The 20,179-nt window shown below is 74.3% G+C and carries 20 protein-coding genes and 1 tRNA gene; 10 read left to right on the top strand and 11 right to left on the bottom strand.

Going from position 1 to position 20,179, the window contains the following annotated elements:
• Positions 1-21: 21 nt before the first annotated feature.
• Positions 22-822: a DUF72 domain-containing protein gene (locus tag ACRB68_RS03260; RefSeq protein WP_153530756.1), complete on the top strand. Its 801-nt coding sequence runs from the start codon at positions 22-24 to the stop codon at positions 820-822.
• Here ACRB68_RS03260 and ACRB68_RS03255 read toward each other — a convergent pair whose 3' ends face one another.
• Together ACRB68_RS03255 and ACRB68_RS03250 are read right to left on the bottom strand one after the other, a co-directional pair.
• On the bottom strand, positions 823-1,620 hold the full coding sequence (locus ACRB68_RS03255; RefSeq protein WP_153530755.1) for a siderophore-interacting protein: 798 nt from the start codon (positions 1,618-1,620) through the stop codon (positions 823-825). It abuts the gene before it with no gap.
• The gene (locus tag ACRB68_RS03250) at positions 1,620-2,639 is read right to left on the bottom strand and encodes an ABC transporter substrate-binding protein (RefSeq protein WP_153530754.1); all 1,020 of its coding nucleotides are present in this window, start codon (positions 2,637-2,639) and stop codon (positions 1,620-1,622) included. Before ACRB68_RS03250 ends, ACRB68_RS03255 begins: the two co-directional genes overlap by 1 nt.
• A gap of 96 nt (positions 2,640-2,735) precedes the next feature.
• Here ACRB68_RS03250 and ACRB68_RS03245 point away from each other — a divergent pair, with 96 nt between their 5' ends.
• From ACRB68_RS03245 to ACRB68_RS03235, 3 genes are read left to right on the top strand one after another with little or no spacing between them, the layout of a single operon-like run.
• Entirely contained in the window at positions 2,736-3,752 is a 1,017-nt protein-coding gene (locus tag ACRB68_RS03245) for a FecCD family ABC transporter permease (RefSeq protein ID WP_328593691.1), read from the top strand.
• Positions 3,749-4,777, top strand: a complete 1,029-nt coding sequence (locus ACRB68_RS03240; protein ID WP_153530753.1) for a FecCD family ABC transporter permease — start codon at positions 3,749-3,751, stop codon at positions 4,775-4,777. The genes ACRB68_RS03245 and ACRB68_RS03240 overlap by 4 nt, the downstream gene beginning before the upstream one ends.
• The gene (locus ACRB68_RS03235; protein ID WP_328593690.1) at positions 4,774-5,562 is read left to right on the top strand and encodes an ABC transporter ATP-binding protein; all 789 of its coding nucleotides are present in this window, start codon (positions 4,774-4,776) and stop codon (positions 5,560-5,562) included. Before ACRB68_RS03240 ends, ACRB68_RS03235 begins: the two co-directional genes overlap by 4 nt.
• Before the next feature lie 25 nt (positions 5,563-5,587).
• Here the strand turns inward: ACRB68_RS03235 and ACRB68_RS03230 are convergent, their stop codons facing one another.
• The 6 genes from ACRB68_RS03230 to ACRB68_RS03205 form a co-directional block, all read right to left on the bottom strand.
• Entirely contained in the window at positions 5,588-6,166 is a 579-nt protein-coding gene (locus tag ACRB68_RS03230; RefSeq protein ID WP_153530752.1) for an Rv1733c family protein, read from the bottom strand.
• Positions 6,167-6,319: 153 nt separating this feature from the next.
• Positions 6,320-7,693: a WS/DGAT/MGAT family O-acyltransferase gene (locus tag ACRB68_RS03225; protein WP_153530751.1), complete on the bottom strand. Its 1,374-nt coding sequence runs from the start codon at positions 7,691-7,693 to the stop codon at positions 6,320-6,322.
• Positions 7,694-7,993: 300 nt separating this feature from the next.
• On the bottom strand, positions 7,994-9,364 hold the full coding sequence (locus tag ACRB68_RS03220; RefSeq protein ID WP_207709558.1) for a WS/DGAT/MGAT family O-acyltransferase: 1,371 nt from the start codon (positions 9,362-9,364) through the stop codon (positions 7,994-7,996).
• A 124-nt stretch (positions 9,365-9,488) separates the two neighbouring features.
• Positions 9,489-10,487: an alpha/beta hydrolase gene (locus ACRB68_RS03215; protein WP_153530749.1), complete on the bottom strand. Its 999-nt coding sequence runs from the start codon at positions 10,485-10,487 to the stop codon at positions 9,489-9,491.
• 85 nt (positions 10,488-10,572) lie between these two features.
• Entirely contained in the window at positions 10,573-12,093 is a 1,521-nt protein-coding gene (locus ACRB68_RS03210) for an MFS transporter (protein WP_153530748.1), read from the bottom strand.
• 13 nt (positions 12,094-12,106) lie between these two features.
• Positions 12,107-12,817, bottom strand: coding sequence for an LppX_LprAFG lipoprotein (locus ACRB68_RS03205; RefSeq protein ID WP_153530747.1), 711 nt, complete (start codon positions 12,815-12,817; stop codon positions 12,107-12,109).
• Positions 12,818-12,985: 168 nt separating this feature from the next.
• On the opposite strand from ACRB68_RS03205, the gene ACRB68_RS03200 reads away from it, so the two are divergent.
• Positions 12,986-13,059 (top strand) — tRNA-Ile (locus ACRB68_RS03200).
• Between the two features lie 33 nt (positions 13,060-13,092).
• Here ACRB68_RS03200 and ACRB68_RS03195 read toward each other — a convergent pair.
• Complete coding sequence (locus ACRB68_RS03195; protein WP_153530746.1) at positions 13,093-13,857, bottom strand: enoyl-CoA hydratase-related protein; 765 nt, start codon at positions 13,855-13,857, stop codon at positions 13,093-13,095.
• A gap of 135 nt (positions 13,858-13,992) precedes the next feature.
• On the opposite strand from ACRB68_RS03195, the gene ACRB68_RS03190 reads away from it, so the two are divergent.
• The 3 genes from ACRB68_RS03190 (at position 13,993) to ACRB68_RS03180 (ending at position 15,032) form a co-directional block, all read left to right on the top strand.
• Positions 13,993-14,379: a DUF7715 family protein gene (locus tag ACRB68_RS03190; RefSeq protein WP_328593689.1), complete on the top strand. Its 387-nt coding sequence runs from the start codon at positions 13,993-13,995 to the stop codon at positions 14,377-14,379.
• An 8-nt stretch (positions 14,380-14,387) separates the two neighbouring features.
• A complete protein-coding gene (locus tag ACRB68_RS03185) occupies positions 14,388-14,681 on the top strand; it encodes an MTH1187 family thiamine-binding protein (RefSeq protein WP_153530745.1) in 294 nt (97 codons plus the stop codon).
• 93 nt (positions 14,682-14,774) lie between these two features.
• Positions 14,775-15,032, top strand: coding sequence for a hypothetical protein (locus tag ACRB68_RS03180; RefSeq protein WP_153530744.1), 258 nt, complete (start codon positions 14,775-14,777; stop codon positions 15,030-15,032).
• 55 nt (positions 15,033-15,087) lie between these two features.
• Here ACRB68_RS03180 and ACRB68_RS03175 read toward each other — a convergent pair whose 3' ends face one another.
• Both ACRB68_RS03175 and ACRB68_RS03170 read right to left on the bottom strand, forming a co-directional pair.
• Positions 15,088-15,849: an NUDIX hydrolase gene (locus ACRB68_RS03175; protein ID WP_153530743.1), complete on the bottom strand. Its 762-nt coding sequence runs from the start codon at positions 15,847-15,849 to the stop codon at positions 15,088-15,090.
• A gap of 13 nt (positions 15,850-15,862) precedes the next feature.
• Entirely contained in the window at positions 15,863-17,560 is a 1,698-nt protein-coding gene (locus ACRB68_RS03170) for an APC family permease (RefSeq protein WP_153530742.1), read from the bottom strand.
• 277 nt (positions 17,561-17,837) lie between these two features.
• Here ACRB68_RS03170 and ggt point away from each other — a divergent pair, with 277 nt between their 5' ends.
• Positions 17,838-19,709 (top strand): gamma-glutamyltransferase, encoded by a 1,872-nt coding sequence (ggt, locus tag ACRB68_RS03165; RefSeq protein WP_456356032.1) that lies wholly within the window; start codon positions 17,838-17,840, stop codon positions 19,707-19,709.
• A gap of 29 nt (positions 19,710-19,738) precedes the next feature.
• Positions 19,739-20,104, top strand: coding sequence for a divalent-cation tolerance protein CutA (gene cutA, locus ACRB68_RS03160; RefSeq protein ID WP_153530741.1), 366 nt, complete (start codon positions 19,739-19,741; stop codon positions 20,102-20,104).
• Positions 20,105-20,179: the final 75 nt, after the last annotated feature.

Here is a 20,179-nt window from a genome sequence, read left to right as displayed (position 1 = left end):
GCAGGTGGGCAGAGAGCCGGCATGCCGATGTTCGTGGGCACCTCGGGGTGGCAGTACGACGACTGGCGCGGCGGGCTCTACCCGCCCGGCGTCGCGAAGAAGCGCTGGCTGGAGCGGTATGCCGAGTGCTTCGCCACCACCGAGAACAACAGCGCCTTCTACTACCCGGTCGGGCGTAAGACGTTCGAGGGGTGGCGGGCCCGGACGCCCGACGACTTCGTCATGGCGGTGAAGGCCGGGCGGGAACTGACGCACAAGCGGCGGCTGAAGGAGCCCGCCGAGCTCGTCGCGGGGATGGTGGAGGCCGCGCGGGGGCTCGGGGACAAGCTCGGGCCGATGCTGTTGCAGCTGCCGCCGTCGTTCCGGGCCGACGCGGGGCGGCTGGACGAGTGCCTGGCCTGTTTTCCCAAGGGCGTGCGGGTCGCGGTCGAGCCGCGGCATGAGTCGTGGTGGAGCGACCGGGTGCGGGGTGTGCTGGAGAAGCACGATGCCGCGTTGTGCTGGGCCGACCGGCAGGACAAGCCCGTGACGCCCCTGTGGCGGACGGCCGGGTGGGGGTTCCTGCGCTTCCATGAGGGGACGGCCGAGCCCTGGCCCATTTATGACGAGGGCGTTCTCGCGACATGGCTGGAGGCCCTCGGGGAGCCCGGGGGAGATGTGTTCGTGTATTTCAACAATGACCCTGGTGGGGCCGCCGTGCGCAACGCCGTCCAGTTCGCGCGGCGGGCCGAGGCGGCGGGCTGGGAGGTGACGCGCACCCCGGCGGAGTTCCCCGAGGAGCTCCTCCAGCCCGCCTCGCGGGAGTGGAACACGCCCTGGTGATCAGTCCTCGTCCAGGTGCGGGGTGCCGCCCGCGACGACCTCGGCGAGCATGTCCTCCTCCGACGAGCCGCGCCGCCAGTAGCCGGTGAATTTCACGGCGCGGCGGTCCAGGCCGCGTTCGTTCACCAGGTGGCGGCGCAGCGCCTTGACGCCGCCGGACTCGCCGGCGATCCAGGCGTAGTCGATCGGGGGCAGGGCGGCGGCGCGGACGGCGGGGACGGTGCCGCCCGGCACGACCCAGGTGATCTCGGCGTCGGCCTCGGTGGCCAGGTCCTGGCGGGCGCCCTCGATCCAGACGAGGGCCCTGGCGCCCGGAGGCAGCCAGGCGAGGATGCCCGCGACGGCGGGCAGCGCGGTCTCGTCGGCTGCCAGGAGGTAGGTCGTGGCGTCCGGGGGTGGGCGGAAGTCGATCGCCTCGTTCTCCGCCGACGCCGGGCCGAGCACGCCCACCCGGTCGCCCGGCACCGCCGACGCCGCCCAGCGGGACGCCGGGCCGCCGTCGCCGTGCAGCGCGAAGTCCACGTCGAGCTCGCCCGGCCGCTGCGCGCGGACGGTGTAGGTGCGCATGACGGCGCGCTCGGCGGCGTCCATGGCCTGCCAGGCGGCGAACCAGGAGTCGTCGGTGATCGGCGGGACGACCGGTGCGTCCTGGTGCGGGTGCGGCAGGAACAGCTTGAACCGCTGGTCGCGGCCGCCGGAGGCGAACTCGTCCACGCGGTCGCCGGTCAGGGTGACCCGCACCATCGACGGGCTCACCCGCTCGGTGCGGGCGACGCGCAGGTCCAGGTAGACGTACATCAGCCGGCCTTCTTCGCCGAGCGGACGGCCTTGGCGAGGTTCTCCAGGATTGGCGCGGCGCCCGCGTAGGAGAAGCGGGGCTCGGCGTCCCACGGCACGACCTGGCCCGCCTTGACCGCCGGCAGCTCCTTCCAGGTCGGCTTGCCGCCGAGGTCCTTCGGCTGCAGCGCCTGGGTGCGGGCGTCCAGCAGGATCAGGTCGGCCTTGTACTTGCCGGCGTTCTCCCAGCTGAGGCTCTCGAAGTAGCCGTCCTTGCCGAGCTTGCCGGGGGTGATGATGTCGAGCCCGAGCTCCTTGAAGTAGATGAGGTCGGAGTTCATGCCCGGGTTGGAGGCGTAGAACAGGTCCGGGCTCGCCGACGCGGCCAGCACCTTCAGCCCGCCGTTCGCCTTGGCGGCCGCGCGCAGCTCCTCGGCCGCCTTCTCGAAGCGGGCCTTGTCGGCGGTCACCTTGGCCGACCTGGGGTCGGCGCCGAGGGCGGCGGCGAGCGCGCCGTAGCGCTCGATCGGCTTCGGCAGCGGGAGGGCGCCGGTGGAGGTGGCGACCGAGGGCGCCAGGCCGAGGATCTTGTCCTTGCTCTCGGCCGGGACGTAGAACAGCGTGTCCTTGACGAACATGTGGTCGACCAGCAGCTCGGGCCGCAGCCGCGCGTACTTCTCGATGTCGAACTCGCCGTAGGCGTTGCCGACGATCGTGGTCTTGTCCACGTCCACCTCGCCGACCTGCGGGTCGCGGCTGCCGTCGGCGCGCTTGGCCGGGCCGTAGACGCCGACGATCTGGTCGGTGACACCGAAGTCGTGCAGCGCGGCGGCGGCGCCGACGTAGGCGACCACACGGGAGGGCCGGGACTTCAGCTCGATCCGCTGCCCGCGGTCGTCGGTGAAGGTCCAGGCGCCGCCGCCGGACGTCTCGGCCGCACCGGTGCCGCCGCAGGCGCCGAGCAGGGCGCCGAGGGCGAGGGCGCCGCCGGCGGCGAGCAGGGCGCGGCGGGAGGGATGCTGACCACGGGTCTTCGACATTTCGGTCCGTTCTCATTGCGCATTAATGACCCCCGCATGGGGCCATGATCGAGGTTAGGTTAACCTAACCTAACTCGATGTCCAGCAGGAGCCCCCGTGACCCTCATCCAGGCCGTGACCTCGGCGCCCGCCCGTCCCCGGCGGGCCGCCGGGCTGCTCGGCGCGCTGCTGATCCTGTCCGGCGTCCTGGCCCTCAGCCTCGCCGTCGGCGCCCGGCCGCTGCCGGCCGGGCAGGTGTGGGCCGGGCTGACCGACGCCGCCTCGCCCGCCTACACCGTGGTGCACCAGATGCGCCTGCCGCGCACGCTGCTCGGCCTGCTCGCCGGGGTCGCGCTCGGCCTCGCGGGCGCGGTGATGCAGGCGCTCACCCGCAACCCCCTCGCCGACCCCGGCGTGCTCGGCATCAACGCCGGCGCGTCGGCCGCCGTCGTGTCGGCGCTGTCGTTCCTCGGTGTCACCTCCTTCCTCGGCCTGGTGTGGTTCGCGTTCGCGGGGGCGGGGACCGTCGCGGTGCTGCTCTACGCCGTCGGCGGCGGGCGCGGCGCCACCCCGGCGCGGCTCGCGCTCGCCGGCGCGGCGCTGAACGCCGCCCTCTACTCGTACGTGAACGCGGTGCAGCTGCTGGACACCGAGTCGCTGGACCGGATGCGCTTCTGGACGGTCGGCTCCCTGGCCTCCGCGCAGGGCTCCACCGTCGCCCGCCTCGCCCCGTTCGTGCTGGTGGGCGCCGTGCTGGCGCTCGCGCTGGCGCGGCCGATGAACGCCCTGGCGCTCGGCGACGACGCCGCGCGCGGCCTCGGCGCCAGACCCGCCCGGACGCGGATCGCGGCCATCGCGGCGGTGACGCTGCTCTGCGGCGCCGCGACCGCCGCCTGCGGCCCGATCGTGTTCGTCGGGCTGATGGTCCCGCACCTGGTGCGCGCGCTGACCGGGCCCGACCTGCGCTGGCTGCTGCCCTACAGCGCGGTCCTCGCGCCGGTGCTGATGCTCGGCGCCGACGTCCTCGGGCGGGTCCTGGTCCGCCCCTCCGAGCTGCAGGCCGGCGTCGTGACGGTCGTGCTCGGCGGCCCCTTCTTCCTCTACTTCGTCCGCCGCAGGAAGGCAGGCGCATGAGCTTCGTACGGACCGGCGGGGTCTCGCTGCGGTACCGGCCGCGCGCGATCGTATGCACCGCGCTGCTGGCCGTGGCCGCGGTCGCGCTCGCCGTGGTGATGATCGGCAGCGGCGAGTTCCGGCTCACCCCGGCCGAGGTGCTGCGCACGCTCGCCGGGGACGGCGCGCCCGCCGACGCCTTCATCGTCCGCCAGATCCGGCTGCCCCGCGCGGCGGCCGCGCTCGCCGTCGGCGCCGCCCTCGGCCTGGCCGGGGCGATCTTCCAGTCGCTCACCCGCAACCCGCTCGGCAGCCCCGACTTCATCGGGCTCAGCTCGGGCGCGGCGACCGGCGTGCTGGCGGCGATCGTGCTGTTCGGCGCGGGCAGCGCGGCGGCGGCGGGCGGCGCGGTCGCCGGGGCCCTCGCGGCCGGTGCGCTGATCTACGCGCTGACCGGCCGGCACGGCGCGCACGGCCAGCGGCTCGTGCTCGTCGGCGTCGGCATCACCGCGATCCTCACCGGCGTGAACGGCTACCTGCTCACCGAGGCGCGGATCGAGGACGCGGCGCGCGCCGTCCTGTGGCTGACCGGCAGCCTGGACGGCCGCGACTGGGCCGACACCGGCCCGCTGCTGGCCGCGCTCGCCGTGCTCGTCCCGGCGGTGCTGCTCGGCTGCGCCCGGCCGCTGCGGATGCTGGAGATGGGCGACGACGCCGCGCACGGCCTCGGCGTCCCCGTCGGGCGCGTCCGGGTAGCGCTGCTCGCCGCCGCCGTGCTGCTCGTCGCGCTCGCCGCGGCGGCGGCGGGGCCGGTCGCGTTCGTCGCGCTCACCGCGCCGCAGCTCGCCCGCCGCCTCACCCGCACGCCCGGCCCGAACCTGCTGCCGTCGCTCTGCATGGGCGCGGCACTGCTCACCGCCGCCGACCTGCTCGGCCAGCGCGCCTTCCCCGGCCACCAGCTGCCGGCCGGCGTGGTCACCGGCCTGGTCGGCGGCGGCTACCTGATCTGGCTGCTGATCACCCAACGAAGGACGGGACGACTGTGAACACCAGGCTGCACGGCACGGGGCTGACCCTCGGCTACGACCGCCGCGTCATCGCCGAGGACCTGGACGTCGCGGTGCCCGACGGCTCGTTCACCGTGATCGTCGGGCCGAACGCCTGCGGCAAGTCCACCCTGCTGCGCGCGCTCGCCCGGGTACTGCGGCCGAAGGCGGGCGAGCTGGTGCTGGACGGCGCGGCGCTCGCGACCTGGCCCGCCCGCCGGCTGGCCCGCACGCTCGGCCTGCTCGCCCAGTCCTCGATCGCGCCCGACGGGATCACCGTCGCCGACCTCGTCGCGCGCGGCCGCTACCCGCACCAGGGCCTGCTGCGGCAGTGGTCGGCCGAGGACGAGCGGGTCGTCGCCGGGTCGATGGCCGCGACCGGCGTCGCGGACCTGGCCGGGCGCGAGGTGGACGAGCTGTCGGGCGGCCAGCGCCAGCGGGTGTGGATCGCGATGGCCCTCGCCCAGCAGACCCCGATCCTGCTGCTGGACGAGCCCACCACCTACCTCGACATCGCCCACCAGATCGAGGTCCTGGACCTGTGCGCCGCCCTGCACGAGCAGGGCCGCACCGTGGTCGCGGTGCTGCACGACCTGAACCACGCCGCCCGCTACGCCACCCACCTGATCGCGATGCGCGGCGGGCGGATCGTCGCCGAGGGCGCGCCCGGCGAGGTCGTCACGGCCGCGCTGGTGCGGGAGGTCTTCGGGCTGGCGTGCCGGGTGATCGACGACCCCGAGACCGGGACGCCGCTGGTCGTCCCGGCCGCGCGGCGGCGGGCCTGATCCCGGAGCCCAGGAAGGGCCGTGCTCAGGAAGGGCGATTGTGGCCCGCGTCGGCGTCCATCCGGGCCCAGGCGGCCTCCCACAGGTCGGCGCGGTGCCGGTCGCAGCGGCGGCGGAGCAGCAGGTAGGCGCCGAGCATCGGCGCCCCGGCGGCGAGGGCGCCGGCGACGGCCGCGTAGCCGGCGTCGGTGACGGTCCGGCTGTGCGGGCGGGGACGGACGACGGGCACGCCCTGCCGGTCGACCCAGATGGCCCGCCGGGCGCCGGCCCTGGCGTTCTTCCAGCTCGGCAGCGTGCCGGTGCGCACCACACCGTCCGACCCGGTCCAGGTCGCGCGGACCGTCTCGTGGACGTAGCGGTCGCCCGCGGTGCCGATGCCGCCGGCGGCCGTGACGGTGGCGACCACCCGGTGGCGCGCCGCGTGCTCGGCCTGCTCGGCGCGCAGGCCCGAGGAGTAGGCCAGATGCCAGCTCCAGGCACCGGCGGGTACCGCGATCAGCAGGGTCAGCAGCAGCAGCGCAACAGCGAACGCCCGCTGCACCCGGTCGATCCGCCGGCGCAGCGGGTTGCGCTCCAGGCCGAGCCGCCGCCATGTCCGGCGCATCGCCCTCACCTCCCGGGAAGTCCTCCCGCCAGAGGCCATCGGCCGTCTTTTACCAGGATATTCCGGTGACGGTAGATCGGGTAGGGCCTCGGGCGGATCGATCGGGCCGGGTGCGGCGGAGCTCGTCCGGAGCCCCGCCGCACCCGGCCCCCGTCAGCGGCGCGCGGCGGTCAGCAGCTCGTCGAAGCCGCCCCGCACGCCCTTGGTCAGCACGTCCAGGTCCGGCATCGCGTCGAAGTCGCCGGTGATGCCGAAGTACAGCGTCCCGCAGTAGGACACGATCGCGGTCGCCACCCGGATCCCGCCGGTCAGCGGCACGTACGGGTGCAGCTCCAGCACCCGGCGGCCCATGACGTACAGCGGGAAGTCGGGGCCGGGCACGTTGGTCGTCACCGTCTGCACCAGGTCCTGGCGCAGGCGGACCGGCAGCCGCGCGCCGAGCGACAGCAGCGCGGGCGCGACCGCGGTGTCGGTGAGCCGGGTCAGCGTCTTGGTGCCCGCCGCCTGGTTGCTGCGCTTGACGTCGTCGGTCTGCTCGCGGACGCGCAGCAGCCGCTCCAGCGGGTCCTCCTCCCCGGCGGGCAGGTTGACGAACACCGCCGCGACGCGGTTGTTCAGCTCCCCGCGCTGCCCGGTGTCGCGGACCGACACCGGCACCGCCGAGCGCACCACCGTGCCCGGCTCCAGCGCGCCCCGCCCGGCCAGCAGGTCGCGGTACCCGGCGGTCACCGCCGCCAGGACGACGTCGTTGACGGTGCCGCCGAGCGCCTTGCGGATCTCCTTGGCCTCGTCCAGCGGGATCGCCTGCCAGCACCAGCGGCGGTGCGGGCCGATCGGGCCGTTCAGGGTGCCGGCCGAGGGGCGGGCGAAGCGCGCGGTGGCGCGCGACAGGCCGAGCGCGAAGTCGCGCAGCGAGCGCACCTCGCGGACGCCGCCGAGGCCGCGCGCGACGTCGGTGAGCTGGCGGACCGGCTGGGTCACCCCGCGCTGCGCGGCGTCGCGCAGCAGGTCCAGGCCCGAGGGGCCTGGGCCCGGCTCCCACGCCGGGATCTCGGCGGGCGGCCGGTACTCGGGGGACAGGTCGAACATGATCGTCGCCAGGTCCATGCCGGCGACGCCGTCGACCATGCAGTGGTGCACCTTGGCGATCATCGCCCAGCGGCCGTCGGCCAGCCCCTCGACCAGCCAGATCTCCCAGAGCGGCTTGCCCGGGTCCAGCCGCTGGGCGAGCACCCGGCCGGCCAGGTTGCGCAGCTGCTCGTCGGTGCCCGGCTGCGGCAGCGCGGTGTGCCGGACGTGGTAGAGGATCTGGAAGTGCGGGTCGTCGACCCAGACCGGCCGCCCGAGGTGCAGCGGCACCGAGCGGACGCGCTGCCGGTAGCGGGGCACCTGGGGGAGTTTGGCGACGACCTGCCGGATCAGGTCGCCGTAGGAGGGGGCGGGCCCCTCGAAGACGATCACCGATGCCACGTGCAGGGGGGTGTTCTCGTCCTCCAGGAGATAGAAGCTGGCGTCCAGTCCGCTCATCCGATGCACGGCCTCACCTTTTCTTCTGCAGCCGGGGCTGTGTGGGGGGTTGCCGGGAAAGGGGTGGAGGATCGCCAGCCAACACCCGGTGACGATCGTTGACAAATACTCTGACGCGACTTGACGGCTTGGTCATGGACCGTCCACAAGCCTGTGGTCCAGACCGGGGTCTCACGTCGGAGCTGGGACAACACGGTAGGCGCCCGGGGTGCCGGGCATGGTGCCGGTGTGACGGAGGGGGCGCGGCGCGCCGCCGGATCGGCCACATCCGGCCAGTGGTCCGTGGCCGGCGGCCGGCGCTCAGCCGGTGGCGGCCACCGCGGTCAGCTCGTCGAAGCCGGCCCGGATCCCCTCGGTCAGCACGTCCAGGTCGGGCATGCCGTCGAAGTCGCCGGTGATGCCGAAGCTGAGCCGCCCCTGGTAGGAGAAGATCGCCACCCCGGCGCGCATGCCGAGGGCGAGCGGCACGAACGGGTACAGCCCGACCAGCTTGCGGCCGAGCACGTACAGCGGGAAGTCCGGCCCCGGCACGTTGGTCACCACCGTCTGCAGCAGCGGCTGGCTGCTGCTGAGCGCGTACCGCGAGCCGAGCGCCATCAGCGTCGGCGCGAACCCGGCGAGCGCGGCGAGGGCCTCGCCGCCGACCGCCTCGCCCGAGCGCTTGACCTCGTCCATCTGGCGGCGGACCTCGAACAGCCGGCGGCGCGGGTCGGGCTCGCCGACCGGCAGGTTCACCAGGACGCCCGAGACCTTGTTGGCCAGCTCGCCCTTCTCGGCCTCGGCCCGCACCGACACCGGGACCAGCGTCCGCACCAGCGTGTCCTCGGCCAGCTCGCCGCGGCCCTCCAGCACCGTGCGGAAGCCGTGCGCGACGGCGGCGAGGACGACGTCGTTGACGGTGCCGCCGAGCGACTTGCGGATGCCGCGGATCTCGTCCAGGTCGGCGTGCGTCCAGGTCCACCGGCGGTGCGGGCCGAGCGGCCCGTTCAGCGAGCCGGTGGTCGGGCGGGCCAGCCGCCCGATCGTGCGCGGCGCGTCCACGCCGATGCCGCGCAGCGTCCGCACGCTGGCCAGGCCGAGCGCCCGCCGCGGCATCCCCGCCGCCTGGCGGAGCGGGCCGGCGACGCGGTCGCGCGCGGTCCCGGCGAGCAGCTCCAGGTCCGAGGGGCTCGGCTCGGGCGCGGGCAGCTCCACGTGCTCGGGCAGCTCGTACTCGGGGCTGATGTCGAACAGCGTGGTCAGCAGGTCGACGCCGCCGACGCCGTCCACGACGCTGTGGTGGACCTTGGTGATGGCCGCCCAGCAGCCGTTCTCCAGGCCCTCGACCAGCCAGATCTCCCAGAGCGGCTTGGCGGTGTCCAGCCGCTGCGACAGCACCCGGCCGGCCAGGTTGCGCAGCTGCTCGGGGCTGCCGGGCGCCGGGACGGCGGTGTGCCGGACGTGGTAGAGGATGTTGAAGTGCGGGTCGTCCACCCAGACGGGGTTGCCGAGGTGCAGCGGCACGGTGCGCACCCGCTGCCGGTAGCGCGGGACGCCCGGGAGTTTGGCGAGGACGGCGCGGATCACCTCCCCGTACGACGGCGCCGGCCCTTCGAAGACCGTCACCGACGCGATGTGCAGGGGGGTGTTCTCGGACTCGGCGAAGAAGAAGCCCGCGTCCAGTCCGCTCATGCGCTCCATGTGCCGCACCGCCTGTGTCTCGCTGGGGGATGGGTAAGTAAGGGCTTCCCAGCGCAGCCGCGCCCAATCGGACGAAATGGCAATTAGCGGATATGGCCGGATGAGGCAGAAGCGATCAGGCGGCGAGGGAGCGGGCGCGGCGGCCGGGACGGCGGCGCCGGGCCCGCGCGGCCGGGGCGACGGTGTGCTCGCGGACGAACGCGCCCGCCTCGTGCAGCGCCGCCAGCCCCTCGGGCACCAGGTCGGCGAAGATCTGGAACACGTGCACCTGCCCGTCCCAGATCTGCAGCCGGCACGGCACCCCGGCGGCGGCGAGCCGCTCGGCCATCAGCTCGGAGTCGGGCAGCAGCATCTCGGTCGAGCCGACCTGGATCAGCACCGGCGGCAGCGCCGACAGGTCGGCGTTGACCGGCGAGACCATCGGGTCCAGCGGCACCGACCCCTCGGTGAGCAGGCCCGCCAGCCGCTCCACCCGCCGCGCGGGCAGGTAGGCGTCCAGCCGGGCGTTGGCGTGGGAGACCTTGGCGGTGTGGTCCAGGTCGGTGAGCGGCGCGAGCGCCATGATCGCGGCGGGGGAGGGCAGCCCCGCGGCCATCGCCTGCAGGGTCGCCGCGAACGCCAGGAACCCGCCCGCCGAGTCGCCCGCGACGACGATCCGGTCGGGGGCGTACCCCTTCTCCAGCAGCCAGCGGTAGGCGTGCACGCAGTCGGCGACCGACACCGCCAGCGGCGCGGCGGGCAGCTGCCGGTAGCCGACCGACAGGACCGGCGCGCCCGCCGCCGAGGCCAGCCGCGCGAGCATCCGGCGGTGCGTGCGCAGCCCGCAGGAGAAGAAGCCGCCGCCGTGGAAGTACAGCACCACCCGGTCCTCGGCGGCGCGCGGCGCCCGCACCCACTCGGCGCGGAAGTCGCGGAAGCGCACCGGCTCCACCTCGGCCCAGCGCGGGACGGGCAGCGCCACCGGCGCGGCCAGGTCGATCGCCAGGGCGGGGCGCAGGCCGCGCAGGGAAAGGGGCCACAGCGACAGCAGCGGCCGGACGGTCAGCTTCAGGCCGCCCGCGGCGAGGCGGGCCCGGACGGTGGTGCCGGGCCGTGATTCGATCACCGGGTCCATCAGCGCTCTCCCCCCGTGCGGAACACGGACGTTGCGGCCAAGCGGATGCTCGCTCGGGCCGTGGGCCAGCCTGACCGGGCGCCGATCATGGTGTCAAGAGGCGCTCCGGTGACGAAGGTGACGTTTGGGTCTCGGCCGGGCGGCCCGCGACGGCCAGCGCGAGCACCGCGCCGAGCAGGCACAGCCCGGCGGTGATCCAGAAGATCTCCTGGTACTCGGTGCGCAGCGCGTCCTGCAGCGCCGCCTTGTAGGTCACCATCGCCCTGGCGAACTCGTCCTTGGGCATCAGGAAGGGAAGCGGCGGTCTCAGATCGGCCGTCAGCGCGTGGAAGCGATGAAAACCCCACGCCGACAGGGCCGAAATGCCGAGCAGCATCCCCATCATCCGCGCCACGACGACCGCGGCCGAGGCGATGCCGAACCGGTCGGCGGGCACCACCCGCAGCACCGCCGACGACACCGGCGCGATCACCAGGCCGAGGCCGAGGCCGGTGAGGACCAGGTCGGTCTGCATCCGCGGCAGCGGGCCGTAGGACGCCTGCGCCAGATCGGCCGGCCAGCCCGCGATCAGCGCGTAACCGGCGGCCGCCACGAGCATCCCGATGACCAGCGGCCACCGCTCGCCGGCCCGGACCGCCGCGACGCCGCCGAGCACCGCCGCGACCAGCAGCGCCACCAGGAACCACGACAGCAGCAGCGCGCCGCCGAGGGCGTCCTTGCCCAGCAGCGTCTGCGCGACCAGCTGCACGTCCACCAGCGTGACGATCAGCGCGGCGCCCGACAGCAGGCTCACCCCGAGCGTGGCCAGCAGCGGGCCGCGCCGCGTCCCGGCCAGGTCCAGCAGCCGGGTGCGCGCCCGCACCTCCCAGGCGACGAACGCGGCGAGCACCACCGCGCCGCCCGCCAGCATCGGCACGCCCCACGAGGGCAGCGCCGACTCCGCCGGCTCGGGGTTGTAGACCGCCACCACCAGCAGGCCGAGGCCGAGCGCGAGCAGCGCCCCGCCCATCACGTCGATCCGCGGGCGCTCGCCGGCCGGGCGGCCGCCCGGCACCGCGAACCACACCGCGACCATGGCCAGGACGGCGACCGGGATGTTCACCCAGAAGATCCAGCGCCAGCCGAGCGCCGCCGCGACCCCGGCGCCGTACAGCGGGCCGAGGGCGCTGCCGAGCTCCTGCGCGGAGCCGACCGCGCCGAGCACCAGCGGGCGCCGCCGCTCCTCCCACAGGTCGCCGGCGAGCGCCATCGTCACCGGCAGCAGCGCGCCGCCCGACATGCCCTGCAGCACCCGGCCCGCGGTGAGCAGCGGCACGCCGTCCGCGAGCGCGGTGACCGCCGAGCCCGCCGCGAACACCAGCAGGCACACCTCGATCACCGGGCGGCGGCCGAACCGGTCCGACAGCCGGCCGAGCAGCGGCATCGCCGCCACGTAGCCGAGCAGGAAACCGGTGATCACCGGGGTGATCCGCTCCAGCCGGTTGACCGGGACGTCCAGGTCCCCGGCCACCGTGACCAGGATGGTGGTCACCACATAGGCGTCCAGCGCGGCGAGCAGCACCACGGCACCGCCGACACCGATCGCGACCCGCCGCCTGCTGAGCATCGGGGCCCTCCCCCTACTTCGGCGCGGAGATCTTGTAGGGCTTGTCGAACTCGGTGAAGTTGATGATCACCGCGCCCTTGCCGCCGTCCGCGCCGGGCAGGTTCCCCTTCACCTTCAGCAGCCGGTGGTCGGACGTGCTGATCCACAGCTTGCCGTCCACGTCCTCGTTCACCCCCGGGATGAGGCCGCCGACCGCGTCCTTGGGCAGCTTCACCGCGACCCGGCTGGCCTCCTTGCCGTCGACCTTCTCGGTCGCCTCGGCCTTCGAGCCCTGCACCGACGTCAGCAGCTTGGCGATGCCCCGGTTCGGGTCCAGCACCGCGCTCGGGTCGTACATCGTGGACGCCAGCGCCTTCGGCACCTTGCGCCAGCCGCCCGTCCCGGCGTCGAGGTAGATGCTGTCGCCGACCGACACGATCTTCATCTCGACGGCCTGACCGGACTGCTCCACCTGGATGGTGCCCTGCGCGTCACCGCTCTTCAGCAGCTTCATGTCGCCGCTCTTCACCATGATCTGCGGCTTGTCCTCGGTGGACAGCGTGAAGCCGACGCTCTTGAGGCTCGCCATCGCCTGCGACGCCTGCTGCAGCGTGGCGCTCGCGTCCGGCAGCGGGGCCGAGGACTTCTTGTCGTCGGCCTTGCCGTCGCCCGAGCAGGCGGTGAGCAGCGTCAGCGCGAGGGCGGCCGGGACGAGGGCGAGGGAATGCGAACGGCGGATCGGCATAACGGGACCCTACCGACCGGTCACCTCGTAAGTCACTCGGTACCAGGTATGACCCGGCCCCACCCCGCAGGATGAGATCACTTACGCGGTGGCCCGCGTCAGCGACCCGCCGCTATCATGGCCCGCGGCGCGCCCCGTTCCCGTTTTCCGTATGTACGGGTGCCGTCCGGGGCGGTAGCTCAGCTGGTCAGAGCAGTGGACTCATAATCCATCGGTCGCGGGTTCGAGCCCCGCCCGCCCCACAGGCCGGGCTTTTCCGTTCCTCCGCCGCCTGCTCAGGCGGGCCAGTCGGGGTGGCGCTTCTCCAGGAAGGCCGTCATGCCCTCCTGGGCCTCGGGGGTCTGGCTGGAGGCCGCCATGACCTCGATCGCGTAGGTGTAGGCGTCCCGCTCGGGGCGGTCCAGCTGGGCGTACAGCGCCTGCTTGCCGAGGGCCTTGCTGCGCGCGCTGCCCCGGGTGGCGCGTTCCAGCAGGTCGCGGGTGGCCTTGCCCAGCTCGCCGTCGGGCACCGCGTAGTTGATCAGGCCCCAGTCCGCGGCCGTGCGGGCGTCCACGACGTCGCCGGTGAGCGCCATCTCCACCGCGCGCTTGCGGCCCACGTTGCGCGCGACCGCCACCATCGGGGTGTGGCAGAACCAGCCGCCCTTGCCGCCGGGCACCGCGAAGCCCGCGCTCTCGGCCGCCACCGCCAGGTCGCAGGACGCGACGAGCTGGCAGCCCGCGGCCGTCGCGAGCGCGTGCACCCGGGCGACGACGACCTGCGGCGCCGACTGGATCGTCTCCAGCAGCCTCGTGCAGGTGCGCAGCAGCTCGCGCACGTCGGCGTGGCCCGCGCCCGCCATGTCGCCGAAGTCGTGGCCGGCCGAGAAGACCGGCCCGTTGGCGGCCAGCACGACGCCGAGCGCGTCGGTCGCCGCGACCTCCTCGAAGGCGGCGGTGAGCTCCAGCAGGAACGCGCGCGACAGCGCGTTGCGGCGGCGCGGCCGGTCCATGGTGATCGTGGTGAACGGGCCGTCGCGGTCGATCAGGACATCGCTCATAGCGCGACGCTACGCCAGTGCGCAGGTGGCGTCACTGCCAGATCAGGCAGGCTGGGCGGTCTGTCCCTTGCCGGTTCCGCCGTGAGGTGTCCGACCCGCGAAGTACGGTATGCGCGTCAGGGAAGGGGTCCTGCCGTGAAGCTGCTCACCGCCACCAACACCACCCAGGGGTACCGCGACAACGACTTCGACTGGTGCATCGAGGGCGAGCTCGTCCATATCGGCGTCGTCTGCGCGCGCGACCGCGACGATCCCGACGGCGGCTGCGGATGCGGCCGCGCGTTCGCCGGCCTGAACTCCCACCGCGCGACCACCACGGCGATGGTCCGCGAGATCCCCGGCTTCACCGAGGAGGACTATGCCGAGGCCATCCGCAGCAGCCTGGAGCAGCAGGGCTACGACCCCGCGCACGCCGAGCACGAGGCGGCCGGGCTGCGCACGCTGGTGCGCGACTGGCCGGTGGGGGTGATCGTCGAGCGGCGGCTGGATGAGATCGTGGTACGGCAGGTGGTCCAGCCGTAGGAGGTCGCATGCTGGTCGCGTTCTCGGTCACCCCGCTCGGCGCGGGGGAGGACGTCGGGGAGATCGTGGCGGAGGCGGTGCGGGTGGTGCGGGCGAGCGGCCTGCCCAACCGGACCGACGCCATGTTCACCACGGTCGAGGGGGAGTGGGACGAGGTGATGGCGGTGGTCAAGGCCGCCGCGGACGCCGTCGCCGCCCGCGCGCCCCGGGTGAGCCTGGTGCTGAAGGCGGACGTGCGGCCGGGCGTCACCGGCGCGCTGACCGCCAAGGTCGAGACCGTCGAGCGGTACCTGGCCGGGTGACCCGGCGGGCCCGGTGATGCTTGTCCCCGTCCCGGGCAAAGCCGACGGAGATCAGGCGCCGCCCGCGGCGGCGGCGTGGCTAGGTTGCTGCGCATGTCGAACAACGCGGCACATGAGATGTCCCCGGGGCAGGCCCGGCTGGCGGGCCGGTTCGCCGGCGACCCGGGCATGTCCGGCGGGACCTACGCGGGCACGCCCGTCATGGCGGGCAAGGAGCTGGACCCGGCGGTCAGCGGGCTGATCGCCTGGCTGCCGGCGGCGGGCGGCGCGCTGACGCCGTCCGCCATCGACCGGTGGACGGAGGCGGCCCGCTCGGTGCTGATGCTCGCCTACGCCGCCGCGGAGGAGTGAGGGGCGCGCGGCGGCATTCCGGCGACGGGCATGATGCGCGCCTGCCGCTCCGGTGTCAGCGGTACTGCTCGCGGCCCGGCCGCAGCAGCGCCGGGTGCAGCAGGCGCGCGTCGCCCGCCCGGTAGAGGCGGGGCCGCGGGCCGCCCTTGCGGCCGCCGCGGTCGGCGGTCGTCCCGGTCGGCTCCACGAAGCCGGGCACCGACAGGACCTTGCGGTGGAAGTTGCCGGCGTGCAGCTCCTCGCCCCACACCGTCTCGTAGACGGCGCGCAGCTCGGGGATGGTGAACTCGGGCGCGCAGAACGCGGTGGCCAGCGGGGTGTACTCCAGCTTGCCGCGGGCCCGCTCCAGGCCGTCGCCCAGGATCCGCGCGTGGTCGAAGGCCAGGTCGCGGGCGGCGGTCACCGGGGTCCAGGCGGCGTCGGCGGCGTCGCCGCCCGCCTCGGGGTCGGGCAGCGCCGGGGCGAAGGCCAGATAGGCGACCGAGATGACGCGCATGCGCGGGTCGCGGCCGGGCGCGCCGTAGGTGCCGAGCTGTTCCAGGTGGACCCGGCCGAGCATGCCGTCGCGGGCGCTGAGGCCGGTCTCCTCGGCCAGCTCGCGGACGGCGGCCGCGGGCAGGTCCTCGGCGTCGCGCACCGCGTGCACGAAGCCGCCCGGCAGCGCCCACCGCCCGGCGTAGGGCGGGGCGCCGCGGCGGACGAGCAGCACGTGCAGCGCGCCGTCGCGGATGGTCAGCGCGACCACGTCGACGGTCACGGCGACCGGATCGTAAGCCCTGGGGTCGTAGCCGGCCAGGTGCTCCCGCTCGCCGTCCATGCCCAGCAAGGTATCAGCGGCGGTGCCGTCCGCCGGGATCGGGCGGGCGGGGGCCGCCGTGCAGCGGCGGGACGTCGAAGGGGTCGGGCACCGGCGCGGCGTGGGGCGGGCGGGGGCGGGCCATGCGGGGCGGCGGCGCGCCGGGCCGGGGAGCGCCGGCCGGGGCCGGGCGGGGCATGGGCACGCCGGGCGGCGGCGGCGCGTCCAGCCGGGGCCCGCGCGGCGGCGGCAGGTCCAGCAGCCGCCGCATCTGGCTGCGCCGGCGGCCGTAGAGCAGGTAGACCACCAGCCCGCCGGCCATCCAGATCATGAAGTAGCCCCAGGTCTGCAGCTTCAGGTTGAGCATCAGCCAGCCGACCGCGGCGATGGTGAGCGTGCAGGTCAGCGGCGCCAGCGGCACCCGGAACGGGCGGTGCAGGTCGGGCCGGGAGCGGCGCAGCGCCGGGACGGCGGCGGCGACGAACAGGAACGCGAACAGCGTCCCGATCACCACCATGTGCTCCAGCGTGAACACGTCCAGCACCTGCGACATCAGCACCGCCGCGCCGCCCGCGACGAGCGTCGCGCGCGAGGGCACCTTGTAGCGGCTCATGTGCGAGACCGGCTCGGGCAGCAGGCCGTCGCGCGACATCGAGTAGACCACCCGGGTGAGGCTGATCAGCACCACCAGCACCACGCTGGTGAGCGCGAGCACCGCGCCGATGTCGATGATCTTGCCCATGGAGCCGGCGCCGACCATGCCGAACGCGGTGCCGAGCGTCGGCCTGGCGGCGTCCAGCCGCCGGTAGGAGACCATCCCCACCATGGCGAGCGCGACGCCGGCGTAGACGACGATCGCGATGAGCAGGCTGTAGAGCATGCCGCGCGGGACCTTGCGCGGCGCGTCGTCGGTCTCCTCCGAGGCGGTCGCGATCAGGTCGAAGCCGATGTAGGCGAAGGCGATCGCGGGCGTGGCGGCGAGCACCCCCCAGACGCCGAACACCTGGGGCGAGCCGCCGGTGACCGAGCCGAGCAGCGCGTCCAGCACGGTGTGGCCGCTCGCCGGGGGCGCCGGCCGCGCGGGCGGCACGAACGGCCGCAGGTTGGCGGTGTCGAAGAACATCAGCCCGGTGACGATGACCAGCGCGATCACCACCAGCTTGGCCGCCACCATGGTCCACAGCGTGCGCAGGCTGAGCCGGCTGCCGGTGGCGAGCAGGAGCACGAGCAGCAGCAGGATGCCGAGGGCGAGGATGTCGAAACCGGTCTGGTTGCCCATGAACCGCGCGAGCGGCGCCGGGACCGGCACGTGGAAGTCGGCCAGCACCTGCGCGGCGTACAGCGCCCAGGCGCGCGCGACGACCGAGGCGGCCAGCAGCAGCTCCAGGATCAGGGACCAGCCCACCACCCAGGCCCACACTTCGCCGAATGCGACATAAGAGAACGAATAGGCGCTTCCGGCGACCGGGATGATCGACGAGAGCTCGGCGTAGGCCAGCGCCGCGAGCAGGCAGACCGCGCCCGCGAGCAGAAAGGACAGGATCACCGCGGGCCCCGCGGTGGTCGCGGCCTGCGCACCGGAGATCTTGAAAATGCCCGAGCCGATCATCACGCCGAGCCCGAGCACGATCAGGTCCCGGGTCCGGTAGACGACCCGGAGCCGGTGCCGGCCGCCGTAGAGCTGTCCGGTCGCCCGCTCCACGGGCAGGCGGCGGAACATGGTGTTGCGCATGCGGATATCCCAGGTCATAGGTGTCCCCCCTGGCCTGGCTCGCGCCGCTGTTCGCGAGACAGAGTTACGGAAGCCACTAAGAATTCACCATGTTTAGGTAAAAGCGCAATGATCTGCGGCGAATTGGGGTCTAAGTCGCGAAGGCATGGTGTAGTGGGCTGATAAAACGATCTTCGGTCCGGCCCCGGGCGCGGTGCGCGTCCAGGGTCGGCCGTGACGGTGGCGCCGCGCGGTCATCGGTGGCACGGTGGTGGCGCCGCGTCCCCCAGGAGGTTCGGTGTCACACAACGCGCTCCCCGCCAAGCCGGCCCGCCGCCCGGCGCCCGGCCAGGCGTTCCGCCGCCGGGCCGCCCTCGCCGCGGCCCTCACGCTCACCGCCTCGCTGGCCGTGCCCGGCGCCGGCGCGGTCGCGGCGCCGCCCCCGCCGTCGCGGCAGCCGGTGGCGACCGGCTACGGCGGCGCGGTGTCCACCGTCGACCCCGACGCCAGCCGGATCGCGCTGGAGGTGCTGCGCCGGGGCGGCAACGCGATGGACGCGGCGGTCGCGGCGAGCGCGGCCCTCGGCGTCAGCGAGCCGTACGTGGCGGCGATCGGCGGCGGCGGGTACCTGACCTACTACGACGCGAGGACGCGCCGGGTGCACACCTTCGACGGCCGCGAGACGGCGCCGCGGGCGATGCGCCAGGACTCCTTCGTCGACCCGGCCACCGGCAAGGCGCTGCCCGCCGACGAGGCGATCACCAGCGGCCTCAGCGTCGGCGTGCCCGGCACCGTCGCGCAGTGGGACCGCGCGCTGCGCGCGTTCGGCACCCGCCGCCTCGGCACCCTGCTGCAGCCCGCGATCCGGCTCGCCGAGCGCGGCTTCGTCGTCGACCAGGAGTTCTACGACCAGACCAAGGTCAACGAGGCGCGGTTCAAGGACATCGTCCCGACCCGCGAGCTGTTCCTGCCGGGCGGGCGGCCACCGGCGATCGGCTCCACCTTCCGCAACCCCGACCTCGCCCGCACCTACCGCGGCCTGGCCAGGTACGGGCCCGGCTGGTTCTACCGCGGGCCGCTGGCCCAGGACATCGTGCGGACGGTCCGCAAGCCCCCCGTCGATCCGGCCGCGACCCGCAAGGTCCGGCCCGGCCTGATGCAGCCCGGCGACCTGGCCGCCTACCGGGCGCTGTCGCCCCAGCCCACCCACGTCTCCTACCGGGGCCTGGACGTCTACGGGATGCCGCCGTCGTCGTCGGGCGGCTCCACGGTCGGCGAGGTGCTGAACATCCTCGGCAACTTCCGGCTGGACGCGCGCGACCCGGTCACCGCGCTGCACTACTACCTGGAGGCGTCCAAGCTCGCCTACGCCGACCGGGGCCGCTACGTCGGCGACCCCGCGCAGGTGAAGGTGCCGCTGCAGGAGCTGCTGTCGGGCGGGTTCGCCCGCGAGCGGGCCTGCCTGATCAAGCCCGACCAGGCCGCCGCCGCGCCGGTCGCGCCCGGCAGCCCCGACGGCCGCTACGACCCGTGCAAGCCGCCCGGCACCGCCACCCGCGCCCTCGCCTACGAGGGGCCGCAGACCACCCACCTCGTCGTCGCCGACAAGTGGGGGAACGTGGTGGCCTACAACGTCACGATCGAGCAGTTCGGCGGCAGCGCGATCACCGTCCCGGGCCGCGGCTTCCTGCTCAACAACGAGCTGACCGACTTCACCCTGCAGCCGCCCGCGGCGGGGAGCCCGCCCGACCCGAACCTGCCCGGCCCCGGCAAGCGCCCGCGCAGCAGCATGGCCCCGACGATCGTGCTGCAGGACGGGCGGCCGAGGCTCGCCCTCGGCACCCCCGGCGGCTCCACGATCATCACCACCGTGCTGCAGATCCTGCTCAACCGGATCGACCTCGGCATGGACCTGCCCACCGCGCTCGCCGCGCCGCGCGCGACCCAGCGCAACACCCCGCAGGTCTTCGCCGAGCAGGCGTTCATCGACCGGTACGGGCGGGCGCTGGCCGCCCGCGGCCACCGGCTGGCGCTGTTCCCCGGCCCGCCGGCCGGGACGATCGGCGCCGCCACCGCGCTGGAGTTCCTGCGGCCCGGCCTGGTCCAGGCGGTCGCCGAGCCGACCCGCCGGGGAGGCGGCAGCGCACTGGTGGTCCGTCCCGGCGGGTGAACCGCGGTCCGGAGGGGAAGGAGTCGGCCATGGCGCCCGCTTACGTCCAGGTCACGACCACGACCGACTCGCGCAGCGAGGCCGCCGCGCTGGCCAAGGCGGCGGTCTCGGAGCGGCTGGCCGCCTGCGCCCAGCTCGTCGGCCCGATCGCGAGCACCTACTGGTGGGAGGGGGAGATCGAGTCGGCCGAGGAGTGGATGGTGCTGTTCAAGACCACCGTGGCCCGGTTCGACGAGCTCGCCTCGCTGATCACCGAGAACCACTCCTACGACACCCCCGAGATCATCGCGACGCCGGTGGTCGCGGGCAGCCTGGACTACCTGACGTGGATCTCCGAGCAGGCCGACGCGGCGGGCCCGGCCGAGGACGAGGAGGAGGACTCCGGGCCCGTGTGACGGCGCGTTGACGGCCCCCGAGACGCCCCGGTGTCCCCCGGTCAGGTGACGATCCGGTGTGACGCAGGCCATAAT

Source organism: Actinomadura macrotermitis (assembly GCF_009604375.1).
Lineage (GTDB): Bacteria > Actinomycetota > Actinomycetes > Streptosporangiales > Streptosporangiaceae > Spirillospora > Spirillospora macrotermitis.
This window is presented reverse-complemented; position numbering and strand designations above follow the sequence as displayed.